The 24,226-nt window shown below is 73.1% G+C and carries 20 protein-coding genes and 1 pseudogene; 10 read left to right on the top strand and 11 right to left on the bottom strand.

Translation table 11 applies throughout. The features are described 5' to 3' along the window. Positions 1-3: 3 nt before the first annotated feature. Entirely contained in the window at positions 4-1,110 is a 1,107-nt protein-coding gene (gene hisC, locus ACOOHC_RS13440) for a histidinol-phosphate transaminase (protein WP_420450917.1), read from the bottom strand. 172 nt (positions 1,111-1,282) lie between these two features. Here hisC and dinB point away from each other — a divergent pair, with 172 nt between their 5' ends. Then, positions 1,283-2,518: a DNA polymerase IV gene (gene dinB, locus ACOOHC_RS13435; protein WP_420450916.1), complete on the top strand. Its 1,236-nt coding sequence runs from the start codon at positions 1,283-1,285 to the stop codon at positions 2,516-2,518. A gap of 36 nt (positions 2,519-2,554) precedes the next feature. Here dinB and ACOOHC_RS13430 read toward each other — a convergent pair whose 3' ends face one another. After that, a complete protein-coding gene (locus tag ACOOHC_RS13430; RefSeq protein ID WP_420450915.1) occupies positions 2,555-3,310 on the bottom strand; it encodes a VIT1/CCC1 transporter family protein in 756 nt (251 codons plus the stop codon). Positions 3,311-3,530: 220 nt separating this feature from the next. Here ACOOHC_RS13430 and ACOOHC_RS13425 point away from each other — a divergent pair, with 220 nt between their 5' ends. The 3 genes and pseudogenes from ACOOHC_RS13425 to ribA form a co-directional block, all read left to right on the top strand. Then, positions 3,531-4,001, top strand: coding sequence for a winged helix-turn-helix transcriptional regulator (locus tag ACOOHC_RS13425; protein WP_420453802.1), 471 nt, complete (start codon positions 3,531-3,533; stop codon positions 3,999-4,001). 232 nt (positions 4,002-4,233) lie between these two features. After that, entirely contained in the window at positions 4,234-6,549 is a 2,316-nt protein-coding gene (cofH, locus tag ACOOHC_RS13420; RefSeq protein WP_420453801.1) for a 5-amino-6-(D-ribitylamino)uracil--L-tyrosine 4-hydroxyphenyl transferase CofH, read from the top strand. Between the two features lie 71 nt (positions 6,550-6,620). Next, positions 6,621-7,214 (top strand): annotated as a pseudogene (gene ribA / locus ACOOHC_RS13415) (GTP cyclohydrolase II); the annotation flags it as partial. A gap of 154 nt (positions 7,215-7,368) precedes the next feature. On the opposite strand, the gene ribD reads toward ribA, so the two are convergent. Next, the gene (gene ribD / locus ACOOHC_RS13410) at positions 7,369-8,373 is read right to left on the bottom strand and encodes a bifunctional diaminohydroxyphosphoribosylaminopyrimidine deaminase/5-amino-6-(5-phosphoribosylamino)uracil reductase RibD (protein ID WP_420450914.1); all 1,005 of its coding nucleotides are present in this window, start codon (positions 8,371-8,373) and stop codon (positions 7,369-7,371) included. 102 nt (positions 8,374-8,475) lie between these two features. On the opposite strand from ribD, the gene ACOOHC_RS13405 reads away from it, so the two are divergent. Next, positions 8,476-9,612, top strand: coding sequence for a zinc-binding dehydrogenase (locus ACOOHC_RS13405; RefSeq protein ID WP_420450913.1), 1,137 nt, complete (start codon positions 8,476-8,478; stop codon positions 9,610-9,612). A gap of 119 nt (positions 9,613-9,731) precedes the next feature. After that, positions 9,732-10,382 carry a nitroreductase gene (locus ACOOHC_RS13400; RefSeq protein WP_420450912.1) on the top strand — a complete coding sequence of 217 codons (651 nt, stop codon included), beginning with the start codon at positions 9,732-9,734 and terminating at the stop codon, positions 10,380-10,382. 85 nt (positions 10,383-10,467) lie between these two features. On the opposite strand, the gene ACOOHC_RS13395 is transcribed toward ACOOHC_RS13400, so the two are convergent. From ACOOHC_RS13395 to ACOOHC_RS13385, 3 genes are all read right to left on the bottom strand, one after another. Then, positions 10,468-11,781: a DUF1254 domain-containing protein gene (locus ACOOHC_RS13395; RefSeq protein ID WP_420450911.1), complete on the bottom strand. Its 1,314-nt coding sequence runs from the start codon at positions 11,779-11,781 to the stop codon at positions 10,468-10,470. A 138-nt stretch (positions 11,782-11,919) separates the two neighbouring features. After that, positions 11,920-13,272 (bottom strand): glycosyltransferase, encoded by a 1,353-nt coding sequence (locus ACOOHC_RS13390; RefSeq protein WP_420450910.1) that lies wholly within the window; start codon positions 13,270-13,272, stop codon positions 11,920-11,922. Further along, a complete protein-coding gene (locus ACOOHC_RS13385; RefSeq protein ID WP_420450909.1) occupies positions 13,269-15,686 on the bottom strand; it encodes a glycoside hydrolase domain-containing protein in 2,418 nt (805 codons plus the stop codon). Before ACOOHC_RS13385 ends, ACOOHC_RS13390 begins: the two co-directional genes overlap by 4 nt. Positions 15,687-15,960: 274 nt before the next feature. Between ACOOHC_RS13385 and ACOOHC_RS13380 the strand changes: the two genes are divergently transcribed. Beyond that, entirely contained in the window at positions 15,961-17,328 is a 1,368-nt protein-coding gene (locus ACOOHC_RS13380) for an amidohydrolase family protein (protein ID WP_420450908.1), read from the top strand. An 11-nt stretch (positions 17,329-17,339) separates the two neighbouring features. Here the strand turns inward: ACOOHC_RS13380 and ACOOHC_RS13375 are convergent, their stop codons facing one another. Continuing rightward, positions 17,340-18,428: a M14 family zinc carboxypeptidase gene (locus tag ACOOHC_RS13375; protein ID WP_420450907.1), complete on the bottom strand. Its 1,089-nt coding sequence runs from the start codon at positions 18,426-18,428 to the stop codon at positions 17,340-17,342. Between ACOOHC_RS13375 and ACOOHC_RS13370 the strand changes: the two genes are divergently transcribed. Next, the gene (locus ACOOHC_RS13370; RefSeq protein WP_420450906.1) at positions 18,427-19,683 is read left to right on the top strand and encodes an acyl-CoA dehydrogenase family protein; all 1,257 of its coding nucleotides are present in this window, start codon (positions 18,427-18,429) and stop codon (positions 19,681-19,683) included. The genes ACOOHC_RS13375 and ACOOHC_RS13370 overlap by 2 nt on opposite strands. Before the next feature lie 184 nt (positions 19,684-19,867). Here ACOOHC_RS13370 and ACOOHC_RS13365 read toward each other — a convergent pair whose 3' ends face one another. The 3 genes from ACOOHC_RS13365 to ACOOHC_RS13355 form a co-directional block, all read right to left on the bottom strand. Continuing rightward, positions 19,868-20,479: an MBL fold metallo-hydrolase gene (locus ACOOHC_RS13365; protein ID WP_420450905.1), complete on the bottom strand. Its 612-nt coding sequence runs from the start codon at positions 20,477-20,479 to the stop codon at positions 19,868-19,870. Between the two features lie 110 nt (positions 20,480-20,589). Then, complete coding sequence (locus ACOOHC_RS13360) at positions 20,590-20,994, bottom strand: PIN domain-containing protein (protein ID WP_420450904.1); 405 nt, start codon at positions 20,992-20,994, stop codon at positions 20,590-20,592. A 199-nt stretch (positions 20,995-21,193) separates the two neighbouring features. Continuing rightward, positions 21,194-21,484, bottom strand: coding sequence for a type II toxin-antitoxin system Phd/YefM family antitoxin (locus ACOOHC_RS13355; RefSeq protein WP_420450903.1), 291 nt, complete (start codon positions 21,482-21,484; stop codon positions 21,194-21,196). 83 nt (positions 21,485-21,567) lie between these two features. Here ACOOHC_RS13355 and ACOOHC_RS13350 point away from each other — a divergent pair, with 83 nt between their 5' ends. After that, positions 21,568-22,683 (top strand): acyl-CoA dehydrogenase family protein, encoded by a 1,116-nt coding sequence (locus tag ACOOHC_RS13350; RefSeq protein ID WP_420450902.1) that lies wholly within the window; start codon positions 21,568-21,570, stop codon positions 22,681-22,683. A gap of 123 nt (positions 22,684-22,806) precedes the next feature. Beyond that, the gene (locus ACOOHC_RS13345; RefSeq protein WP_420450901.1) at positions 22,807-23,271 is read left to right on the top strand and encodes a hypothetical protein; all 465 of its coding nucleotides are present in this window, start codon (positions 22,807-22,809) and stop codon (positions 23,269-23,271) included. Here ACOOHC_RS13345 and ACOOHC_RS13340 read toward each other — a convergent pair. Further along, positions 23,261-24,106 carry a class I SAM-dependent methyltransferase gene (locus ACOOHC_RS13340; RefSeq protein ID WP_420450900.1) on the bottom strand — a complete coding sequence of 282 codons (846 nt, stop codon included), beginning with the start codon at positions 24,104-24,106 and terminating at the stop codon, positions 23,261-23,263. The two genes, ACOOHC_RS13345 and ACOOHC_RS13340, sit on opposite strands and share 11 nt — an antisense overlap. Positions 24,107-24,226 lie beyond the last annotated feature (120 nt).

Here is a 24,226-nt window from a genome sequence, read left to right as displayed (position 1 = left end):
CGGTCACCCCCGGTCACCCCTGTCATCTCCGCCGTCGGCGACCGCGTCGGCGAGGGCGGACAGGAACCGATCGTCGCCGGCGCGATCCGCGATCGTCACGCGGATGCCGGCGTCGGCGAACGCACGGGTGACGACGCCGCGACGTTCGAGCGCACCGGCCAGCTCGCCGGCGCGCTCGCGGACCGGCATCCACACGAAGTTCGCCTGCGCGTCCGGCACGTCCCAACCGGCCGCGCGCAGCTCGCCGGTCACCCGATCCCGCTCCGCCACCACCTGCGCGACCCGCTCGCGCATCTCGTCGGCGGCCGCCAGGCTCGCTCGGGCGGCGCGCTGCGCCAGGTCGTTGACGGCGAAGGGCACCGAGGTGCGGTCGATCATCGCGACGACGTCGGGGTGGCCGACGGCGTAGCCGACGCGCAGCGCGGCGAGGCCGTGCGCCTTGCTGAAGGTCCGGGTCACGACGAGGTTGTCGTGCTCGGCGACGAGCGCGGACGAGTCGGTGACGCGCGGGTCGGTGACGAACTCGGAGTAGGCCTCGTCGAGCACGACCAGGCACGAGTCCGGGACGGCGTCGAGGAACGCGCGGATCTCGTCGGTGCCCACGACGGTTCCCGTCGGGTTGTTCGGGTTGGTGACGAACGCGACCCGCGTCCGCGGCCCGACCGACTCGGCGAGGGCCGGGAGGTCGAAGGTCTCGTCGCGCAGCGGGACGCGCACCTGCTCGGCCTCGACGAGCATCGCGAAGATCGGGTAGGCCTCGAACGACGGCCAGCACATCGCGACCTCGTCGCCGGGCTCGCAGAAGGCGAGCAGGATCTGCTGGAGGATCCCGGCGGATCCGGCTCCGACCGTGACCCGCTCCACGTCCACGCCGACGTGCGTGGCGAGGTCGTGGCGCAGGGCGACGGCTCCGTGGTCGGGGTAGAGGTTGACGCTCTCGATCCCGGCCGAGATCGCGCCAGCCACGGAGGCGAGCGGCCCGAACGGCGCTTCGTTGGACGCGAGCTTGAGCGCGCCGCTCACCCCGAGCTCGGCCTCGACGACGGCGGCCGACCGGCCGGGTCGGTACGCGGGGAGGGCGGCGATGGCGGGTCGTGGTCGTCCGGTCACGCGCCGAGTCTGGCATCGCCGGGCCGGGACGGCGACGACCGCCGCACCTCGTCGGCCGGCCCCCTCCACGTCGCGACGCCCGCACGGCCACCGAGCTGCCACGACCGAGCCCGCGACCGCCGATGTCCCCGTGCGCGTTGCCCGCGGGGAGGCGGTCTGCGAACATGCGTTCGTGAGCGCGTCGACGTCGCGGACGAGGACCGTCGAACCCCGGGGCGACGCGACGATCCTGCACGCCGACCTCGACTCGTTCTACGCCTCCGTCGAGCAGCGCGACGACCCCGCGCTGCGCCGCCGCCCGGTGGCCGTCGGCGGAGGGGTCGTCCTGGCCGCGAGCTGGGAGGCCAAGCTCAGCGGTGTCCGCACGGCGATGTCGGAGTCGGCGGCGCGACGCTGCTGCGGCGACCTGATCGTGGTGCCGGCGCGCTTCGCGGCCTACGCCGAGGCCAGCCGTGCGGTCTTCGCCGCGTTCGACGACACCACCCCGCTGGTCGAGGGGATCTCGATCGACGAGGCCTTCCTCGACGTCTCCGGGATGGGACGGATCGCGGGGTCCCCGGTCGAGATCGCCGCCGATCTGCGCCGCCGCGTGCGCGACGAGGTCGGGTTGCCGATCACGGTCGGCGTCGCGCGGACCAAGTTCCTGGCCAAGGTCGCGAGCGGTGTCGGCAAGCCCGACGGGCTCCTGGCGGTGGACCCCGACGGCGAGCTCGACTTCCTCCATCCGTTGCCGGTGGGTCGGCTCTGGGGGGTCGGGGCGGTCACCGAGGCGAAGCTCGCCGCGAGGGGGATCCGCACCGTCGGCGAGGTGGCCCGCCTCGGTCCCGACGTGCTGTGCTCGATCGTGGGGGTCGGCTCGGGGCGCTCGTTGCACGCGCTCGCACGCAACGTCGATGCCCGGCGGGTGGAGGGCGGCGTCCGTCGCCGCTCGATCGGGTCGCAGCAAGCCCTCGGCCGGGCGCGCCGGTCGCACGCCGAGCTGCACGAGGTCCTGCTGCGACTCGTCGACCGGGTCACGCGCCGGATGCGTCGCTCCGAGCGGGCGGGGCGCACGGTCACCCTGCGGTTCCGCTACGACGACCACACGCGTGCCACGCGCTCGTCGTCGCTCGCACGTCCGACGTCGGCGACGGCGCCGATCCTGGCGACGTCACGGGCGCTCCTCGACGCCGCCGAGGAGATGATCGACGAGCGGGGGGTCACCCTCCTCGGGCTCTCCGTCGGCAACCTCGTCGACGTGGGCGCGGACGCCGGGATCCAGCTCGCCCTGCCCTTCGCCCGCTCCGACGCCGAAGCCCTCGACGGGGCGCTCGACGCCGTGCGTGACCGCTTCGGTTCGGCGAGCATCACCCGGGCGGCGACGATCGGTCACGATCCCGACGACGGGGTGCCGCTCCTCGCGGACTGACGGAGGCGCCCGGTCGCCGGCCGGTCGCCGGACCTCCTAGACGACCCCGCCGAGCCACGAGCCGATCAGCCACGTGACCGCGCAGGCCGCGACGGCCCACGTCGTCTGGCGCAGCGCGGTCCGCACCGCCGAGCGCTCGGTGAAGCTCGCCAGGACGACGCCGACGACGGCGGCCGCCACGAAGCCCAGCACGGCCGACGCGATCGTGGCGCCACCGCCCTCGGCGACGAACCAGGGGAGCAGCGGGATGAGGGCACCGACGGCGAAGGCCACGAAGGAGCTGGCGGCCGCCGCGACGGGGTTGCCGGTCTCGGCGGGGTCCACGCCCAGCTCCTCGCGAGCGTGGACCTCGAGCGCGACCTCGGGGTCGAGCATGACCGCCTCGGCCATCTCCGTGGCCTGGTCGTCGTCGAGGCCGCGCTGGCGGTAGATGGCGGCGAGCTCACGGACCTCGGCGCCCGGTTGGCGCTCGAGCGAGCGCCGCTCGATCTCGAGCTCGCGCTCGACCAGCTCGCTCTGGGCGCGCATCGACACGTACTCGCCGGCGGCCATCGACGCCGCCCCGGCGAGCAGACCCGCCACCCCCGCGACGAGCACGTCGGCGCGATCCGAGGCGGCGGCCGCCACCCCGAGGATCAGCGCCACGTTCGACACCAGCCCGTCGCTGACCCCGAACACGGTGGCGCGCGCCGTGCCGCCGGTGACGTCACGGTGGCGGTGCACCATGTGCCGGTGGTCGTGGTCGTGGTCGCCGTCGTGGTCGTGGTCGTGGTCGAGCACCCCGTCGGACATGGCGGCCACCGTACCCGCCGGTCGTCGGGGGCACGCCACGGATCCCGACCGAGCAGGAGTCCGCGCCACCAGTGGGTTCGGATTCCGCACCGACTTGGTTCTGAATCCGAACCGACCTAGTGTCGGCGCCGTGGAGACGGTCGGCGCACGGGGTGCGGCAGCGGGTGCCGGCGGTCCGCGCGGCGACGTCGGCGCGACGTCGGGTCCGTCGTCGTGCTCGATCCAGGCCAGCCTCGACATCCTCGGCGACCGCTGGACGATCCTGATCCTGCGCGACGCGTTCCGCGGGGTCCGGCGCTTCGAGGACTTCCGCCGCGACCTCGACATCGCCCGGCCGGTGCTGACCGAGCGGCTGAAGCGGCTCGTCGAGCGCGGCGTGCTCGCCCGGCACCTGTACTGCGAGCGACCCCCGCGCCACGAGTACCGCCTCACCGCGATGGGGATGGCGCTGTCGCCGTCGCTCGTCGCGCTGATGCGTTGGGGCGACGAGTGGCTCGCCGACGGAGCGGTCCCCACCGTCCTCGTCCACGAGGCCTGCGGTCACCCCCTCGACCAGCGCTTCGTGTGCTGGGAGTGCGACGAGACCCTCACCGCGCACGACATCGCGAGCCGCCCGGGGCCCGGCGCCACCGGCCAGCGCGCTCCCGCCGCCGCCGACGCTGCCGCTCCGCCCGGCGACGAGGCCCGATGAGCCCGCCGGCCACGACCGCCACGACGTCCGCGTCGTCGGCGCCGACGCCACCGACCCCGCCCACGAGCCCGACCCCGACCCCGACCCCGACATCCACGGCCCGGCCGGCCGTCGCGTCGGCCACCACCCGTCCCGACCACCGACCGGAGCGCACATGACGTCCACCGACCCCGCGAGCCACGCCACCGCGCGCGAGCCCCACCCCCTGCTCGACGAGTCCCTCGACGATCTGATGGCGCTCGCCGCCGCCCGTCGCGACGACACCCACGGCACGCGGATCACGTACAGCCCGAAGGTGTTCATCCCGTTGACCTTCCTGTGCAACGACTCGTGCGGCTACTGCACGTTCGCCCAGCCGCCCGCGCGCGTCGAGCAGCCGTACCTCGATCCCGACCAGGTCCTGGCGATCGCCCGCCAGGGCGCGCGCCGGGGGTGCCACGAGGCGCTGTTCACGCTCGGCGAGCGTCCCGAGGACCGCTACGCGGTCGCCCGGGCGTGGCTGCGCGAGCGCGGCTACGACTCGACCGTGCACTACGTCGCGGCGATGGCCGAGCTCGTCGTGCGCGAGACCGGGCTGCTGCCCCACGCCAACGCCGGGGCCCTGACCGGCGACGAGCTCGCCCTGCTGCGCCCGACCAGCCCGAGCCAGGGGATGATGATCGAATCGGTCGCGCCCGACCTCGAGGCGCACCGCAACGCCCCCGACAAGACGCCGGAGCGACGCCTCGCGACCCTCGACGCCGCCGGCGAGCTGAGCATCCCGTTCACCACCGGGATCCTGGTCGGGATCGGTGACACCCGCGCCGACCAGCTCGCCGGGCTCGAGGCGATCGCCGCCTCCCACGCCCGCCACGGGCACGTCCAGGAGGTGATCGTCCAGAACTTCCTGCCCAAGCTGCGCACCGCGATGAAGGGGGTGCGTGCGTGCCCGAGCGACGACTACCTGTGGACCGTCGCCGCCGCCCGCTCGATCCTGCCGCCGGAGATCCACCTGCAGGCGCCGCCGAACCTGTCCGACGACTTCGGCGCCCTGCTCGACGCCGGCATCGACGACTGGGGCGGGGTCTCGCCGGTCACCGCCGACCACGTCAACCCCGAGCGTCCGTGGCCGGACCTCGATCGACTGCGCGAGGTGACCGAAGCGAAGGGGCACGTGCTCGCCCCGCGCCTCACCGCCTACCCCGAGTTCGTCCGCGACCGGGCCCGCTGGATCGATCCGGCGCTCCACTTCGCCGTGATGGACCGGGCCGACGCCGAGTGGCTCGGGCGCGACGACCCCGGTCAGTTCTGGCCGGAGCAGACCACCGCGGCCGACACCGTCGCCGACGGCGCCGAGTTCGTCCTCGTCGGACACCGCTCGACGGCGTGGTACTCGGGTGCCGACAGCGCACCCCCCGCCCTCGTCCCCGGGCGCACGACCCCGCTGCGCGGTCCGGTCGCCGACGTGCTCGGCGGTGTCGAGGCCGGCGAGCAGCCGGGGGTCGACGAGCTGGTCACCCTGCTCGGCGCACGCGGGCCCGAGGTGCCCGCCGTCGCCGAGCTCGCCGACCGCCGCCGGCGCGAGATCGTCGGCGACACGTTGACGTGGGTCGCCAACCGCAACATCAACTACACGAACGTGTGCACGTTCAAGTGCCGGTTCTGCGGGTTCTCCAAGGGACCGCTCTCGCTCAACCTGCGCGGCACGCCCTACCTGCTCACCCTCGACGACATCGCGGAGCGGGCGCGCGAGGGAGCGGACCTCGGCGCGACCGAGGTGACCCTGCAGGGCGGCATCCACCCCGACTTCGACGGCGACTACTACATCGACGTCACCCGTGCGGTCAAGGACGCGGTTCCCGACGTCCACGTCCACGGCTTCACCGCGCTCGAGGTCACCGAGGGTGCCAAGCGCCTCGGCGAGGACCTGTCGACCTACCTCCAGCGGTTGAAGGACGTCGGGCTGGCCTCCCTGCCGGGGACGGCGGCGGAGATCCTCGACGACGAGATCCGGGCGATCCTGTGCCCCGACAAGGTCGACACCGAGGAGTGGCTCGAGGCCCACCGGGCCGCCCACTCGATCGGGCTGCACTCGAACGTGACGATGATGTTCGGCGCGGTCGAGGAGCCGGTCCACCAGGCGCGCCACCTGGTGCGGACCCGCGAGCTGCAGGAGGAGAACGTCGCCGCCGGCCGCATCGGGTTCACCGAGTTCGTCGGGCTCCCGTTCGTCCACATGGCGTCGCCGATCTACCTGCAGCGCAAGGCGCGGCGAGGCCCGACGTTCCGCGAGAACCTGCTGATCCACGCGGTTGCCCGCCTCGCCTACGGCGAGCTGATCCCGAACGTGCAGGCGAGCTGGGTCAAGATCGGGCTCGCGGGGACCGCGCAGATGATGGACGCCGGGTGCAACGACCTCGGGGGGACGCTGATGGACGAGAACATCTCGCGCGCCGCCGGAGCGAGCCACGGCCAGGCGATGACCGGCGAGCGCTTCGCCCGCTTCGCCGAGTCCATCGGGCGCCCGCTGGCCCAGCGCACGACGAACTACGACCGGGTCGGGGTGTGACGGCCCTCGAGTCGTCCCCGGGCCGGCGCCCGGGCGACGTCGCGATCGGGGGAGCGGACCGGATCGACGTCGAGCGCGTCGGCGACGCCCGGCTCCCGACCGACCTGGGAGAGTTCCGCATCGTCAGCTACCGGGCCTCCGACGGCCACGAGCACGTCGCGCTCGTCGCGGGCGACGTCGCGTCCGAGAGCGCGCACCCCGTGCTCGTCCGTCTCCACAGCGAGTGCTTGACCGGCGACGTGCTCGGTTCGTCGAAGTGCGACTGCGGCCAGCAGCTCGACGCGGCGCGGCGCGCCGTGCTCGCCGAGGCGTCCGACGGACGCGGCGGGGTGGTCGTGTACCTGCGCGGCCACGAGGGGCGCGGGATCGGTCTGGCCAACAAGATCCGTGCCTACGAGCTCCAGGACGGCGGCCTCGACACGGTCACCGCGAACACGGCGCAGGGGCTCCCGGTGGACGCCCGGGAGTACGGCGTCGCCGCCTCGATCCTGAGCGACCTCGGGGTGCGGTCCGTCCGCCTGATGTCGAACAACCCGGCGAAGCGCACCAGCCTGGTCGCCCACGGCATCGAGGTCGACGACATGGTGCCGATCGACGTGGCGCACACCCCCGAGTCGCGCGCGTACCTCGACTCGAAGCGCCGCCTGATGCACCACCTCGCCTGATCGGCTCGCCGCGCGCTTCGCCGCGGCGGGACGAGCGGGGACGTACCCGCGCATCGTGACCGAGGGGGAGCTCGTCGTCGGCGACGAGGTCTCCTGAGCCCACGGGGTGGGCCGCACTCGATCGGGTCGCAGCCGGTCGTGGGCTCCGCGCCGCTCAGTCGAGGACGAGGTCGATGCGCACGTCGGGTCCGATGCGCCGGATGTCGGCGAAGCGGCCCCGCGGCAGCTCCTCCATGCTGGTCGCTCCGAGCCCCACGAACATGGGGCGGGCGTCGTCGCCGCCGAACAGCGCCGGGGCGAGGTAGACGACGAAGCGGTCGACGAGGCCCTCGGCCTGGAACTGCGCGGCGGTGCTCGCGCCACCCTCGACCATCAGCTGCAGCACGCCGTCGGCTCCCAGGGAGTCGAGCAGCTCGGGGAGCTCGCCCCGCCACTCCAGGCAGGGACGGACCTTGGCGTCGCGCGGAGCCGACCCCAGCACGATCCGTCGGGGGTCGGGACCTTCGACGAGGCGCACCGTCAGCTCGGGATCGTCGGCGCGGACGGTGCCCGAGCCGACCAGGATCGCCTGGCTCTGGGCCCGCAGCACGTGGGTGTCGGCGCGAGCCTCCTCGCTCGTGATCCACCGGCTCCGCTTGTCGGGGTCGGCGGTGCGCCCGTCGAGGGTGGCCGCCGTCTTGACGATCACGTAGGGGCGACCGGTGCGGCGATGGTGGAGGTACGCCGCGAGCTGCTCGGTGCACCGGTCGGCCGCCGTCCCCACCGTCACCTCGACGCCGGCCGCGCGCAGCGCGTCGATGCCCGATCCGTCGACGTGCGCGTCGGGATCCTGCACCCCGACCACGACCCGCGCCACCCCGGCCTCGACGATCGCGGTGGTGCACGGCCCGGTCCGACCGTCGTGCGAGCAGGGCTCGAGCGTGGTCGCGAGAGTCGCCCCGCGTGCATCGAGACCTCCCGCGCCCGCCCGGCGCAGCACGACGACCTCGGCGTGGGCTCCTCCGGGCGGCTCGGTCGCGCCGACCACGCGTCGACCGTCGGCCGTGAGCAGGGCCGCGCCCACCCACGGGTTCGGCGCGCTCGACGTGCGGACGGCCTCGCCCGCTTCGAGCGCGAGGGTCATCAACTCGTCGTCAACGGCGGTCGCATCGTCGTCCACACCGCCATCATTGCCCAGGAGCACGTCGGGTTCCCAGGCTCCACGGACGGCGAGGCGCCCCCGCCTTCGGTGGCGCCGCGACCGACCGGCGAAGATGGCGCGATGAGCGACCGAGCGAACGTGCCGACGACCACCCGAGAGCTGCGATCGACGATCGCCGACGACGGCGAGGTGACGCTGGCGATCGCCGAGAGCGAGCTGTCCCCCCCGGGTGACGATCAGGTCGTCGTGCGCGTCGACGCCGCCCCGATCAACCCCTCCGACCTCGGGATGATGTTCGCCGGGGCGGACCTGTCGCAGGCGCGGCCCGCCGACGGGGACCACGCCGGGGTCCGGGTCCCGGTCCCGGGGGGCGCGGCGGCGCACGAGGGCCGGCTCGGCCGGGCGATGCCGGTGGGCAACGAGGGCGGTGGCGTCGTGGTCGCCGCCGGATCGTCCGACGCCGCCCAGGCGCTGCTCGGGTCGACCGTCGGGTTCCTGTCGGGGAACGCGTACGCGGAGCACCGCGTCGTCGCCGCGTCGCAGTGCCTGGAGATGTCGGAGGGGACCGATCCGGTCGACGCCGCGGCCGCCTTCGTCAACCCGCTGACCGCGCTCGGGATGGTCGAGACCATGCGGATGGAGGGCCACTCGGCGCTCGTGCACACGGTCGGGGCGTCGAACCTCGGCCAGATGCTGAACCGGATCTGCCTCGACGACGGCGTCGGTCTGGTCAACATCGTGCGGCGCGACGACCACGTCGAGCTGCTGCGCTCCCAGGGCGCCGAGCACGTCGTCGACTCGAGCGCCGACTCCTTCGTCGACGACCTCACCGACGCCCTGCGCGCGACCGGGGCCACGATCGCGTTCGACGCGATCGGCGGCGGCGACCTGGCGGCGACGCTGCTGTCGCGCATGGAGGTGGTGGCGAGCGAGGGTGACGAGTTCAGCCGGTACGGATCCGACACCTTCAAGCAGGTCTACGTCTACGGCGGTCTCGATCGCGCGCCGACCGTGCTGCGGCGCGACTTCGGGATGACCTGGTCGCTCGGCGGCTGGCTGCTCACGCCGTTCCTCGGCAAGATCGGCCCCGAGGAGGCCGAGCGACTCCGTCGCCGAGTCGCGGACGAGATCACCACGACCTTCGCGAGCAGCTACGGCACGAAGCTGTCGCTCGACGACGTCGTCGATCCGGACCACGTGCGGCGGTACGGGAGGATGGCCACCGGCGACAAGGCGCTGGTGACCCCTCAGGCCTGACCGGCGGCGGCCCGACCGGAGCGGCGGGCAAGCGACGCCGCGCCGGTGGGCCGCACGCACCGCGCGCCGGCCCCGGCGCGGATTGGAGGGCGCGGCCCACGTCTCGCGAGAATGACCGGATGGACGTGACCGAGGCCGTCAACCGCCGCAAGTCGATCCGGGCGTTCCGCCCGGACCCGGTCGACGACGACACGCTGCGCGACCTCGTCGTCGCCGCGGCGCGCGCCCCGTCGGGCGGCAACGTGCAGCCGTGGCGGATCTACGTCGTCAACGGCGAGTCGATGGCGCGCTTCCGCGAGTTCATCGCCGAGCGGCAGCCGGGCGAACCCGCGTACGAGATCTACCCGAAGGGGCTGACCGAGCCGTACCGCACGTCGAGGTACCGGATCGGCGAGCAGATGTACGAGTCGATCGGGATCGAGCGCGACGACAAGGCCGGCCGCCGACGGCAGTTCGCGAAGAACCTCGACTTCTTCGGGGCGCCCGCCGCGATCTTCTGCTTCGTCGACCGCCGGATGGGCCCGCCCCAGTGGTCGGATCTCGGGATGTACCTGCAGACCTTCATGCTGCTGGCGCAGGAGGCCGGCCTCGACACCTGCCCCCAGGAGGCGTGGGCGGTGCACGAGGCGGCGGTGAGCGAGTTCGTCGGGGCGCCCGAGGAGCTGGGCATCTTCTGCGGCGTCGCGATCGGCCACGCCGATCGCGACGACCCGATCACGAGCGTCGAGTCGGAGCGCGAGCCCTTCGACGTGTTCGCCACCGTCGTGTGAGCGACGAGACTGACCGAGCGCCGGATGTTCGAGTCGATCGGTCCCGTGCTCGACCCGGCCCCGGAACCCGCCGAGGCGCGATCGGTCACGTCGTGGGGTCGAGACGGCGCACGGCGGGCGGCTTCCAGCGTCCTTCGCGCAGCTCGGGCGACGGGTCGAACGCGCGGATCGAGATGTAGAACCCGTCCGACGGCGTGGGCAGCCAGTTGGCGACCTCGCCGTCGGCTGGTCGTTCGTGCTGGAGGCGAACGGTGAGCGAGCCGTCGGGGTCGGAGCGCAGCCCGGGGGTTCGGTCGCCGATCGAGTAGCGATCGATCTCGTTGTCGACGAGTAGGAACCGTTCGTCGTCGTACATGGTGAGCGACCAGCACGCCTCGGCGGGAGGTGGCGTCTCGAAGCGCACCTCGTAGCGGTGGCTCCCGTGGTACCGCTCGCCGTCGGCGTCGACGAAGCTCGAGAAGGCCGCCTGCATCATCTCGTCGCCGTGCAGCAAGCCGAGGTACTCGAACGTGGCGCGGTAGAGGTAGCGGGTGCCGAACGTCCCGGTGAGCAGCACCGGCGACCACCCGTCGACGGTGCGGCGCGAGGCGCTGCTGCGAGCGTGGAGCAGCGCCCGGCCGACCCCGTGGGCGTGTCGCAGCGCGTCGGCGGAGGCCGTGGACAGCGTCGTGGCGTCGAACGGGGCCGAGCGACCGATGCCGATGTGCCCGAACGTCGACACCAGGCCGGCGTCGGCGGGCCGGGGTGGGTTGCGGCGCAGCAGGTCGTCGAGCACGGCGAAGAAGCGGATCGGGTCCGAGTCCAGCGCCGGGTCCGGGTGGTCGACGGTCGTATCGGGTGGGGCCGTGCCCGTCCAGGTCGACAGCGGCGTGAGGTCGTAGCCGTCCTGGAGCCGGTTGACCTGAGCGATGTCGTCGTCGGTGCCGTCGGTCAACGTGCGCGCGAGGATCCACGCCATGGGCGTCGACACGTCGACGCGGCCGAGTCCGTCGGGGAGATCACCGCTCCACGACGGCCCGACGAGCGCGATGTCGGCGCCGCGGTCGCCGATCGCCCGCCGGTCGAGGGTGGCGACGATGTCGTGGTAGAAGTCGCCCACCGGGAACCAGTAGTGCCGGTCGGGGATCGGCGGGATCGACAGCACGACCGGCTCGGCGGTGAGGTCCAACCAGGCCGTCGAGTACAACGTGTCGTTGTTGGGCGACGGGATGAACGTGTCCGCGGGTGTGGCGACGTCGCGCACGTGATGGAACCGGTTGATCCCGTCGTCGTGGCCCCGATCGGGGTCGACGGCTTCGTTCCAGAGCACCCGGTAGAGCTCGACGGTCGCGAATCCGTAGACGAACGCCTGGAGCCCGAGCGAGTGGGCGAGCGCGGCGTCGTGGTCGTCGATGTCCATCTCGGGTCTCCTGGAGGATCGCGCGGGTGGTCGGGAGCGACCGTAGATCGTCCGCGGCCGGGGTTCCCGAGCGAACGGGCCGCCCGACCGGGATGCGACCGACGTCGCACGAGCGGCCGGCGCGTCCACGTCGGCGCGTCAGGCCGCGAGCGTCACCTCCGCGACCCGGGCGGAGAGGCGGTCGAACACCGCGGCGCGATCGAACTGGAGGGCGTGGTGGCGAGCCGCCGCGGCGCCGCGGGTCCGTTCGGCCGGTGAGAGCCCGAGGACGATCTCGTTGAGGTGGTTGGCGATGGCGTGCGGGTGCGACGTCGGCACGATGCGGGCGTGGGGTCCCACCGCCTCGGGGATCCCCCCGGTCGCGCACGTGACGATCGGGCCGCCGCCGGCGAGCATCTTCTCGACGAGCGAGATCCCGAACGTCTCGACGAACTCGGGTCGCGGCTTGCTCGGCAGGACGTAGGCCGACGATCCCGCCAGCAGGTGGGGCTTCTCGGCGTCGTCGACGTCGTCGAGGAACACGATGCGATCGGCGCACGGCGTGGAACCGGCCAGCGCGCGCAGCGAGGGCGCCTCGGGTCCGGAGCCGCACACGACGAGCGTGGTGCGCTTGCGGATCGCGCTCATCGCGAACGCGTTGACCAGGTCGTCGACGCCCTTGGCCTTGCTCAGGCGGGCGAGGGACAGCACGTAGCCGTCGCGCTCCAGGCCGCGCTCCGCGAGCCGGGCGTCGGTGTCGGAGCGATCGAGGGAGGTGAACGACGACGAGTCCACCGCCGGGTACGAGACGCGGATCCGCTCCACGCACGCCGGCGCGAACGTCGTCCCCCAGCGCTCGTCCACCTCGATCGCGGCGTCGATGATCAAGCGCTTCGTGAACTCCGAGACGGCCACGCACACGTCGTTGCCGAGGTAGGTGGAGAACACGTCGGCGGCCGCACCGAAGCGGCCCTCGTCGATCGCCGTCCGCACGACGTTGGTGATGTCCGATCCGACCGCCTCGGCGATCGTGGTCAGCGGGGCGGACATGCCGGTCGAGCGGGCGATCGCCGCCGCCCGGGAGACCACCGTGTCGTGCGGGGTCAGGTAGAGCGACATCGCCGTCGTGGGCACCCCCTCGGTGAACAGCTCGACCAGGCGCCCGACCAACCCCGCGACGTGGCGGCCGTCGAGGACCCTGTAGTCGCCGACCGGCTCGGGCCGCTCGACGGTGATCCCGGTCGTGTAGGGGAGCACGGTGTCGAGGGGCTTGAGCGGCAGGCCGGCCGCCTGCAGGGCCGGGATGGGCCACGTCACGATCCGCACGTCGTCGAAGCCACGGGTGAGGGCCGCCTCCGCGAGGTTGCGCGCCTCTCCCGAGTGGCCGCAGATGACCGGGTCCGCACGGACCACGATGACCAGGCGGCGCGTGGGCTTCGTCGGTGGCGGGCCCGACTCCGGGCGGGGCAGGCCCGGTGCGGTCGCGTCGACGTGGTCGGACAGCATGGTCATGGCGGTGGCTCCTGGTCGGCGCGGTCGGTCGGCGGTGGGCGGTCGGGTTCGGTGGTGGCGAAGCCGCCGGCGGGGTCGTCGTCGACGTCGACGTCGTCGACGGTCGTCCGCTCGACGACGGCTTGGCCGGTGCCGGCGACACGATGCGCGTCGGTCCGAGTCGTCGAGACCGGCGCACCCGACGAGGGCGGGCGCGTCGTCGTCGCCCACGCCGAGCGCTCGGCGCCGAGGCGCACGACGAGCTCCCCGCCACGGTGGAACTCCGCGGCGCTGATCCAGGACCGGTCCAGATCGACTCCGTCGAGCGATGCGGACTGCACGTACTGCGCCGGGCCGTCGGCCCGCGGCTCGACGAAGCCCTCCGTCTCGATCGTCAGGACGGCGGAGCCCAGGCGTGACGTCACGCGGGGGAACGAGGGCGGGCCGAGCAGGAAGACCTGCTGGCCCGCGACGGGGAAGATCCCCAGCGACGCCCACACGTACCACGAGCTGAGACCGCCCGAGTCGTCGTTGCCGGGGAGCCCGCCGCGGCCGGTGGAGAACCGGTTGGTCACCGCTGCGTGCACGACGTCCGCCGTGAGATCCGGCCGGCCGATGTAGTGGTAGCACCAGGGCGCGTCCATGTCGGGCTCGTTGTTCAGGCCCTCGAAGCGACCCAGCGCGTACCCGGCGGCGATCTCGGCGGCCGACGGGTCGACCCCGAGCTGCTCGACCGGGTCCGCGCCGACCCCGAAGAAGCGGTCCAGCAGCGAACGGAACCGTTCGTCCCCTCCGGCGAGCTCGATGCGGGTCGCCATGTCGTGCAGGAGGCGGAACGAGTAGTTCCACGGTCCGCCCTCGTAGAAGGTCGAGTCGACGATCAGTCCGGTGCCCGGGTCGAAGGCGCCGATCCAGCGGGTCGCGAGGATCTCGAACCGCTCCGCGAGGTCGTCGTCACCGACGGCGCGAGCGACGAGCGCCGTGCAGCGGTACCCCGACGCGAGGTCGAGGGTGTGGGTGATCGGGTGGACGATCCCGTGCTCGAGGTACTCCTCGCCGAACTGCCGCCGCAGGTCGGCGTCCATGTGGCACAGGGCCCACTCCCAGTCGATCCCCGGCAGGCCGCGCTCGCACAGGTCGGCGAAGAACGTGTGGGCCAGCGCGCTGCCCTGGCGCACGAAGCGATCGGCGCCGCGTGCCATGCGGTACCCGATCGGCAGGTTGCCCTCCTCCTCGGCGACGTGGAGCAGGGCGTTGGCGAGCTCGACCGCCCGGGCGGGCGCGAGCGCGGCCAGCAGCGGGAGCTGCGTGCGGTAGATGTCCCACATCGTGCAGATGTCGAATGCGAACGGCCCCGCCGTCGGCCAGAACGGGCTCTCCCCGGTGGCCAGGCACGGCTTGATCATCGAGTGGTACAGCGCGGTCGCGAACACCTGGCGGCGGTCGGGTGCGGCCGTCTCGACCGTGATCGCGTCGAGGTGGTCCGCCCACCGCCGGGTCGTGGCGGATCGGCGGCGGTCGAACGACGGCGCCTCGACCCCGGCGAGCTCGCCGACGTCCCCGGTCGGGGTGGCGGGAGCGACGTGGCGACCGAGGTCGCGGTCCAGGTTCGCTCGCGCTCGCTCGGTCGAACGGAGCGAGAACCCGATCCGCAGCTCGATCGTCGTGCCCTCCTCGGTCGGCCCCGCCCACAGCAGACCGAACGGTCGCAACGTGGTCGGTCGGATCGAGTCGAACCGCAGCCGGGTCCCGCCGGGCATCAGGCGCCGGTCGTACCACAGCATCTGACGCCAGTCGACGGGGTCGCACTCGACGTGGAACGAGATCGGGACGCCCTCCATCACGACCTCGCCGGCGGCGGACCCCACCGAATCGCTCTCGATCGCGGCGCGCAGCGGCACCGTCGCGCCCCGGTCGATCGTCAACCCGCCGTGGGAGCAGTCGATCACGACCCGGGCGTCACGACTGGCGGGGAAGGTGTAGCGGTGCACCGCGCTGCGCTCGCCGACGGTGAGCTCGGCGACGATGCCGTTCGCGAGGGTGGTCGACGACCAACCCGGCTCGGCCCGCTCGCGGGTGACCGGCTCGAGGCGGCCCAGGTCGTCGAGCGGCGACAGCATCGGGGTCACGCGGAGGTAGTTGTAGTACTTGCGGATCGCGCCGGTCCCCGACTGCTGGAAGTGGGTGAAGCCCGAGACGGCGCGACCGTCGGCGAGCAGGCGCGGCTCGCCCTCCGTCGAGCGCTCGTGGAGCCCGTACCCGGTCGGGTAGCCGCCCGAGTAGGGGCAGACCGACACCATGCCGAACGGGTGGGTGGCGCCCGGGTGGGTGTTGCCGACGGGAGGCTTCGGCGACCACCACGTCGCCGCCAGACCGCGTGGGTCGGGGAGGTCGGCGACCCCGGTGCCGATGAACGGGTCGACGGCGTCGATCACGTGGCCGGCGGACCCGCTGCACGGTCGTGTCGCACCTCGGCGCCCGGCGTCGCGCCGCAGGGCGCCCGGAGAGCCGGGAGGGGGGCGCCGGTCGCTCGGGGACGGACACCCACACGTGATCCGCAGCTCCCACCACTGCCCCGAGCGACCGGCATGGGACGAAGGTACGCGAGTCGTGTGTTGGCAGTGTTTCGACGTGGTGAACGTGTCGTCGAAGGAGTAGCGGGCGCCCGCGGCGCCGGTTCGGTCGTCGTGCCGCCGCTACCGTCGGCGGATGCCCACGACCGTGCGCGGCACGATCATGCAGGTCCCCTCGGCGGGGCGCCTCGAGGTGCGCCGCGACGTCGTGGTCACCGTCGACGACGACGGCACGATCGCGTCGATCGTCGACGCGCGGGACGCGCCCGGCGCCGCCGGGGAGGCATCGTCGGTCGACGTGGCGCTCGGGGCGTCGACGGTCGTGCTCCCCGGCCTCGTCGACACCCACGTCCACGCCCCGCAGTGGCCTCAGCTCGGGACCGGCCTCGACCTCGACCTAGAGACGTGGTTGCTCCGACGCACGTTCCCGCTCGAGGCCCGCCTCACCGATCCGGCGTTCGCGGCGGTCGTGTGGCCGGCGATGGTCGACACCCTCCTCGCCCACGGGACGACCACCGCCGCGTACTACGCGACGATCGACGTCGAGACGACCACGATGCTCGCGAGCACATGCGCCCGGGCCGGCCAGCGCGCCCTCGTGGGGCGAGTCGCGATGGATCACCCGACGGGCACCCCCGAGTGGTACCGCGACCACGGCGCCACCGCGTCGGTCGACGCCTCGGCTCGCTCGGTCGAGGAGATCCGGGCGCTGGGGTCCGATCTCGTGCGCCCGATCATCACCCCTCGCTTCGCCCCGGCGTGCACCGACGCCGCGATGGCCGGCCTGGGCGAGCTCGCCGAGGCCACCGGCGCGACGGTGCAGACCCACTGCTCGGAGAGCGACTGGGAGCACGGCCACGCGCTCGACCGCTTCGGGGTGAGCGACGCGATCGCGCTCGAGCGGTTCGGGCTCGTGCGCGACCGCTCGGTGCTCGCCCACGGCGACCACCTCGGCCGTGACGACCTCGGTCTCCTGCGGGCGCGCGGCGCGGGCGTGGCGCACTGCCCGCTGTCGAACGCGCACTTCGCGAACGCGGTGTTCCCGGCGCGCCGAGCGCTCGACGCCGGCGTCGGCGTCGGGCTCGGGACGGACGTCGCCGGTGGACCGGACCCGTCCCTGCTCCGGCAGTGCGCCCACGCCGTGACCGTGTCGCAGATGCTCACCGACGGGGTCGACGCCGGACTCGACCCGCACCGGCGTGGGGTCCCGGGGTCGCGCCTGTCGATCCTCGAGGCGTTCCACCTCGCGACCGTCGGCGGCGCCGAGCTGCTCGGCCTCGACGTCGGCCTGCTCGAGGTGGGACGGCCCTTCGACGCGATCGCGGTCGACACCGAGCGCGACGGCTCCGCGCTGCGCCGGTGGCCCGAGATCGACGACGACGAGCGCACCTTCGAGAAGATCGTGCGCCTCGCGACCCCGGCCGACATCACCCACGTGTGGACCTCGGGGGTGCGCCGGCACCCCGGCGGCGCCCACCCGGGTCGACCGCGCCCGGCCCGGTGACGCGCCGCGGTTCAGAGCTCGCCGGCGACGGTCAGCACGGCCGTCGCGTGGTCCTCGACCTGAGCGGGGGTGAGGTCTCCGCCGGGGAGCTCGACGATGAACGCGATCCCGTCGGGGGCGACCGCCTCCGCCCGAGCCCAGGTCGCGGCGATCCCCGTGTACACGCCGCCACCCCCGCAGCACTCGGCCAGGGGGAGCCCGGTGAGCTCGGCGTAGCGGGCGCGCACGTCGCCGTCGCGGCCCGTGCCCGGGATGACCAGGTTCGCGTCCTGGTGGTACCAGAGCGCGAGGTCGGGGCGGAGCCGGGAGACGAACTCGACTATCGCCCGCGTCTCGGGTTCGCTGGCCGGCCCGGTGCCGGCGTACTGGCTGTCGCCCGGTGCTCCGATCGGACCCCACCGGTAGGGGAAGTTCCGGTTCAGGTCGACGTCGTCCGCGTTGTGCCGGTCCTGGGCGGCCTCCCCGTCGGGGTTCATCGACTCGACCAGCCACAGCTCCACCCCGGACGGCACGTCGGGGGTCGCGATCTCGCGCAGCCGGTCGACGACGGCGACGCCTGCGTCCTCGTTCGCGTGGATCACCCCGATCACCAGGATCCGTCGACCGCCGGGCGCGCCGACGCGCTCGGCGACGATCGGGCGACCCTCGATCGACGTGCCCAGGACGAGGCGATCGGCCGTCAGGTCCAGCTCGGCCGCGACCGTGGCGGGCGCGAGCGTGGTCGAGGTCGTCGACGAGGTGGTCGTCGACGAGCTGCCGGCCGGTGCGGCCGGCGCGTCGGTCGTCGACGGGATCGTGGCCGCCGGGCCCGTCGTCGTCGGGGAGGCATCGAGCGACGCCGACGGCGGGTCTCCGGATCCCGCTGCGGCGCAGCCGGCCACGGCGATCGACGCGACGATGCCCAGGACGAGCGTGGACGACCGCAGCACGACGGCAGTCTCGTCGACCAGGGGCGGTTCCGTCGCGCCGTGCGCCGGACGGACGTCGAGATCGGGGCGCGTCGACACCCCGTGGGCGCGGACGCGCGGCGCCGCGCCACCGCCCGCGACCCCGGTCGGGGGCTCGTGGGTCGAGCGGCCGATCTGGCAGAGTCGGGACATGGCGATCGACTTCACCCTGTCCCCCGAGCTCGAGGAGCTGCGGTTGCGCATCCGCGCCTTCGTCGACGACGTGGTCAAGCCGGGCGAGCGCGAGATCAACGGCGACGACGGCGGCGACGGCCTCGACGGCGGGGACCGCATCCGCAAGCTGATCGAGATGCGCGAGGCGGCGCACGCGGCGGGCATCTGGCTGCCGCACATGCCCCCCGAGTGGGGCGGGATGGGTCTTGGCCACGTGGAGCTGGCGATGGTGCAGGCCGAGGCGGCGAAGTCGTACTACGGGCCGTGGGTGTTCAACTGCCAGGCGCCCGACGAGGGCAACATGCACACCCTGCTCCACTGGGGGACCGACGAGCAGAAGGAGAAGTACCTCACGCCGCTGTGCGAGGGCAAGGTGCGCGGGTCGTGCTTCGCGATGACCGAGCCCGAGGTCGCGGGCTCGGACCCGACGCTGATCAGGACCCACGCCTACCAGGACGGTGACGAGTGGGTGATCAACGGGCACAAGTGGTTCATCTCCAACGCTCGGCGCTCCGAGTTCGCGATCCTGATCTGCAAGACCGAGGAGGACCCCGAGATCCCGCAGGCGGCGAACACGGCGTTCATCGTCGACCTCCCGGCCGAGGGGTGGAACGACGTGCGCGAGGTCGAGACGATGCACGGCGGCACCGGCCACTCCGAGATCGTGATCGAGGACCTGCGCGTCCACGGCGACCAGATGCTCGGCGGCCGCGGCCAGGGGCACCTGCTCGGCCAGTACCGGCTCGGGCCGGCCCGGCTCGCGCACTGCATGCGCTGGATCGCGCAGGCCGAGACGGCGCTCGACATGATGGTCGACCGGTCGCTCAACCGCTTCTCCCACGGATCGCTCCTCGCCGAGAAGCAGGGGATCCAGTGGATGATCGCCGACTCCGCGATGGAGCTCTACCAGGCGAAGCTGATGGTGCTCCACGCCGCGTCGAAGGTGGACGCGGCGGCGAGCGACGACTCGGTCGACTTCAAGGCCGAGGTCTCGATGTCGAAGCACTTCGTCGCGAACATGCTCGGCCGGGTGATCGACCGCGCGATCCAGGTCCACGGAGCGCTCGGCTACTCGACCGACACGCCGCTCGCGCACATGTACCAGCACGCCCGCTGGGCCCGGTTCGCCGACGGCGCCGACGAGGTGCACCAGATGCGCATCGCGCAGCGCACCATCGGCGCCTACAGCGACGACGGCTCGACCCGCCGCGCCACCGGCGACCTCCCCATCTGACCCCGCCGTCGTCCGTCCGCGACGGACTCCAGCTGCGGTCGCGGATCGGCGTGGGTGGCAGCTCCGCGGTCCGCGCCGGGGGTGCCGCCCGTCGGGAGCTCGTCGTACCTCACGTCACGTCGTCACGACGTGCGCCCCTCACGTCGGGTCGCCGGAGGCGGGCGGTTCACCACCCGCGCTCGATCTACTCGTCGAGGTGCGGCCGCTCGGTGCCGATCGTCGTGTCGTCTCCGTGACCGGGCAGCACGATCGTGGAGTCGGGGAAGGTGAGCAGCCGGTCGGTGATCGAGTCGATGATCGTGTCGAAGTCACCGAGATCGGTCGCCGTGTTGCCGGGTCCGCCCGGGAAGAGGGTGTCGCCGGTGAACAGCAGCGGCGTGCCGACGAGCTCGAACGAGATCGAGCCCGGGGTGTGGCCCGGGTTGTGGATCGCGCTCATCCGCAGCTTCCCGAACTCCACGACCTCGGTGTCGTCGAGGAACACGTCGTAGCCGACGTCGTCGAGCATCGGCGCGTCGAGCCTCGTGACGGCGACCTCGTAGCCCGCCTCGCGCATCGCGGGCACGGCCTGGATGTGGTCCCAGTGGCCGTGGGTCTCGAGCACCCTGGTCACGCCGAGCGACCGGCACAGCTCCAGGAGCTGCTCGTGCTCGTTCGCGGCGTCGATCAGCACGGCGTCGCCGGTGCGTGCGCAGCGCACGACGAAGACGTTGTTCTCGTACGGCCCGACCACCACCTTGTGGACCTCGACGTCGGAGTCGGACCAGTGCAGCGTGCTCGACGGAGCTGTCGTCATCGCCGGAGTCTGCCACCCGTCGTCGGTGGGTGAGCCACGGGCCGCTCGTCGCGCCGGGTTCGGGTGACCGCCGCGACGCAGCGAGATGCGGCGAGACGCGCCGCGCGCCCTCAGGTGCTGATCACCTCGTAGCCGAGGCCCATCGCCACCCCGATGTGGGCCGGGTCGAAGGTGACGAAGCGGATCGGGTGCGGGAGCCGAGCTGCCGCCGCGAAGTGGATCGCGTCGGTCAGCCGCACCGGCTGGGAGCGGGCCAGGGCGGCGGCGCCGTCGAGGCAGCGCTGGTCGACGGGGACGAGGTGGAGGTGGTCCCAGACCCGTCGGACCGCGTCCTCCAGGTCGAGGCGGAGGTGCTCGTCGTCGGTGAGCCCGTCGATGGCGGGCAGGGCTTCGGTGAGCACGAGCGCCGAGGCCGCCCACACCGGGTCCTCGGCGAGCGCGGCGAGCACGGCCCTGCGCTGCGGTCCGTCCACCGCGACCGCGAGCACGGCGGAGGTGTCGAGCACGACCGTCACGACGTCCCCCTCCGACCGCCGCCCCGCGCCACGGCCGCCGCCACGCCCGCCACCACGTCGGCGGTCGCCACGCCCGCCACCTCGGCCGCCGCCACGTCGGCGGCCACCGGTCTGGTCGCGATGCGGTGCCCGGGGCGCGCTCGTTCGCGACCGGAGGTGGGAGGGCGGTGGCGGGTGGGTCGACGAGGCGCCACGACGGTCAGCCCCGGAGGTCGCGCAGGACCTGGTCGATGCGGACGCCGGCCCAGACGGCCACGGGCTCGGGCGCTCGCCACGTGCCGCCGCGCCGGGGTGGGAGGACGGCACCGGAACCGAGGAGGCGCTCGAGGTCGGGAGCGTCCGCGTCGAGGGGGGCGAGCTGCGCGACGGGCCGGCCCGACGACGTCACGACCGTGCGCTCCCCCGCCGCGGCTCGCCGCACGGCGTCGGCCAACCCGGCGCGCAGCTCGCGCACGCCGACGGTGCGGGCGTCGTCGCCATCGGTGCTCACGGGCGAGCTGCGCCCGGGGTCGTGTCCACGTGTGTACACAACCAGATTCGTCGTCGGGGGGCAAGGTGGTGCACAGTGCGTCCATGAACTTTGCATTCACCGAAGAGCAGGACGCCCTGCGCGAGACGGTCCGCTCGTTCCTCGAGAACAAGTCGGCCGAGGCCGACGTGCGCGAGCAGATGGAGACCGAGAAGGGCTACGACGACGCCGTCTGGAAGCAGATGGGCGAGCAGATGGGCCTCCAGGGCCTGGCGATCCCCGAGGAGTACGGCGGCTCGGGCTACAGCTTCGTCGAGCTGGGCATCGTGCTCGAGGAGATGGGCCGCGCGCTGCTGTGCGCCCCGTTCTTCTCGACCTCCGTGATGGCGGCCAACGTCCTGCTGCACAGCGGTGACGACGACGCCAAGCAGGAGCACCTCCCCGGCATCGCCGCCGGCGAGACGATCGCCACGGTCGCCTACGTCGAGCCGTCGGGCAAGTGGGACGAGTCCGGCATCGAGATGGAGGCGACGGGATCCGGCGCCGACACGAAGCTGTCCGGCACCAAGTCGTTCGTGCTCGACGGCCACATCGCCGACCTGATCATCGTCGCCGCGAAGTCGGGCTCGGGCACGAGCCTGTACGCGGTGAAGGGCGACGCCGACGGCCTCACCCGCACCGCGCTGTCGACGATGGACCAGACCCGCAAGCAGGCCAAGCTCGAGTTCGACGGGGTGGCCGCCACCCCGATCGGCTCCGAGGGCTCCGGGTGGGACACCCTGTCGAAGGTCATGGACCTGATCGTGGTCGGCCTCGCCGCCGAGCAGGTCGGCGGCGCGCAGAAGGTGCTCGAGATGGCCGTCGAGTACGCCAAGGTGCGCGTCCAGTTCGGCCGCCCGATCGGTTCGTTCCAGGCGATCAAGCACAAGTGCGCCGACATGCTGCTCGAGGTCGAGTCGGCGAAGTCGGCCGCCTACTACGGCATGTGGTGCGCGTCGGAGATGAACGACGAGCTCGCCTCGACCGCGTCGCTGGCCAAGGCGTACTGCTCGGAGGCGTACTTCCACGCCGCCGCCGAGAACATCCAGATCCACGGTGGCATCGGCTTCACCTGGGAGCACCCCGCGCACCTCTACTTCAAGCGGGCGAAGAGCTCCGAGCTGCTGTTCGGCGATCCGACCTACCACCGCGAGCAGCTGGCGCAGCGGATCGGGATCTGATCCCCGCGCGTCGCCGACGCTCGATCGAGGGCGGGTCGCCGGGGGGCGGCCCGCCCTCGGCGCGTCCCGACCTCGGGCGGATCGGGCGGAGTCGGGCGCGCGTCGGTGGGTAGCGTGACGGTGATGGATCCGACGGTGGTCGTCTTCGCGGTGGTCGCGGCGCTCGCCGTGTTCGTCATCGCCGCGCTGGTCGTCGGTCGCGAGGCGCACCGGCTCGACTCGGTCGCTCCGCGAGCGGTCTACTCGCTCGACGAGGCGACCGACTTCGTGTGCGACCGGATCCCCGTCGACAGCCAGGCACGCCTCACCCCGGGCGAGGTCGAGCAGCTGCTCGTGTTCCACATGCAGTGGCTGCACACCCACGGCCTCCAACCCGACCGGGTGATCGACCAGCGCCAGAGCATCGACGACCGCGTCGTGATCACCGAGGACGGCCTCACCGCGTACCTGCTCGGTGAGGCGGACCGCAACGACGTCGACCTGCTCGACGACGTCGACGCGGTGCACGTCGTCGAGGCGCACCTCGCGTACTTCGAGGCGATCGGGGCGGTCGGGCCCCGGGCGCCGCTCGACGACGTCATCGAGTGACGTCGCGCCGTCGGCCGGGTGCCCGTCGCTCGACGGCTCGGACCACGAGCCCGGGGTGACGCAGCGCGCGGCGCAGGCGCCGCGTCGGACGGTTCATCCGCGCGATCCGGGCGAGGTGGTCGGCGGGGATCGCGTCGTCGATCGGGAGGTCGTTGACGGTGTCGAAGACCGGGCGGCCGGCCATCGACGTCGTGTACGGCCGGTGGTCGCCGCGCTCGAGCACGACCACGCTGTCGTAGACGTGGATCCCGACGAGGGTCTCGGTGAAGCGGGTCGGCCGGAAGCTCTCCTCGCGCGAGTTGTGGGCGTTGACGTCGTCGAGCAGGGGTTTGACCCGCTCGATGAACGTGCCCGGCCGGAGGTGCCCACCGCCGTAGCTCGGCCAGTAGTCGGTGTGCAGGTCCTCGACGATCAGCACGCCGTCGGCGGCGAGGTCGTCCCACAGCGTCTCGAGCAGGAGCACCTGGTGCTCGGCGCGGTGGCTGCCGTCGTCGAGCACGATGTCGAAGGGTCCGTGCTCCTCGGCGACCCGGCGCAGGAAGGCGACATCGCCCTGGTCGCCGATCTCGATGTGGCGTCGCCGGCCCCGGAACGCCGTCGAGCGCTCCTCGACATCGACGCCGATCGTCACCGTGCCCCGGCCGAACCAGCGGTGCCACAGCTCGAGCGACCCGCCCTGGGCCACCCCGATCTCGAGCACCCGCGGGCGACGCCCGACGAAGCGACCGAGGTGGCGCTCGTAGATCGGGAAGTAGTGGTCGACCTTGTGGACGAGGCGGCCCTCGTGGGCGTCGAACAGCTCCCGCAGCGAGGGTCGGGTCCGGCGAACGCGCACCGGGGCGAAGCTAGCGGCGGCCCGACGTCGGCGAGCGACCTCCCCGAGCGCCCTCTCGGAGCGACCCCCCCGAGCGACTCGGGGCGGGACGACGGTCGGGCCCGGCGTCTGGCACAGTGT

The sequence above is a fragment of the Ilumatobacter sp. genome, assembly GCF_965215205.1.
Taxonomy (GTDB): Bacteria; Actinomycetota; Acidimicrobiia; order Acidimicrobiales; family Ilumatobacteraceae; genus Ilumatobacter_A.
This window is presented reverse-complemented; position numbering and strand designations above follow the sequence as displayed.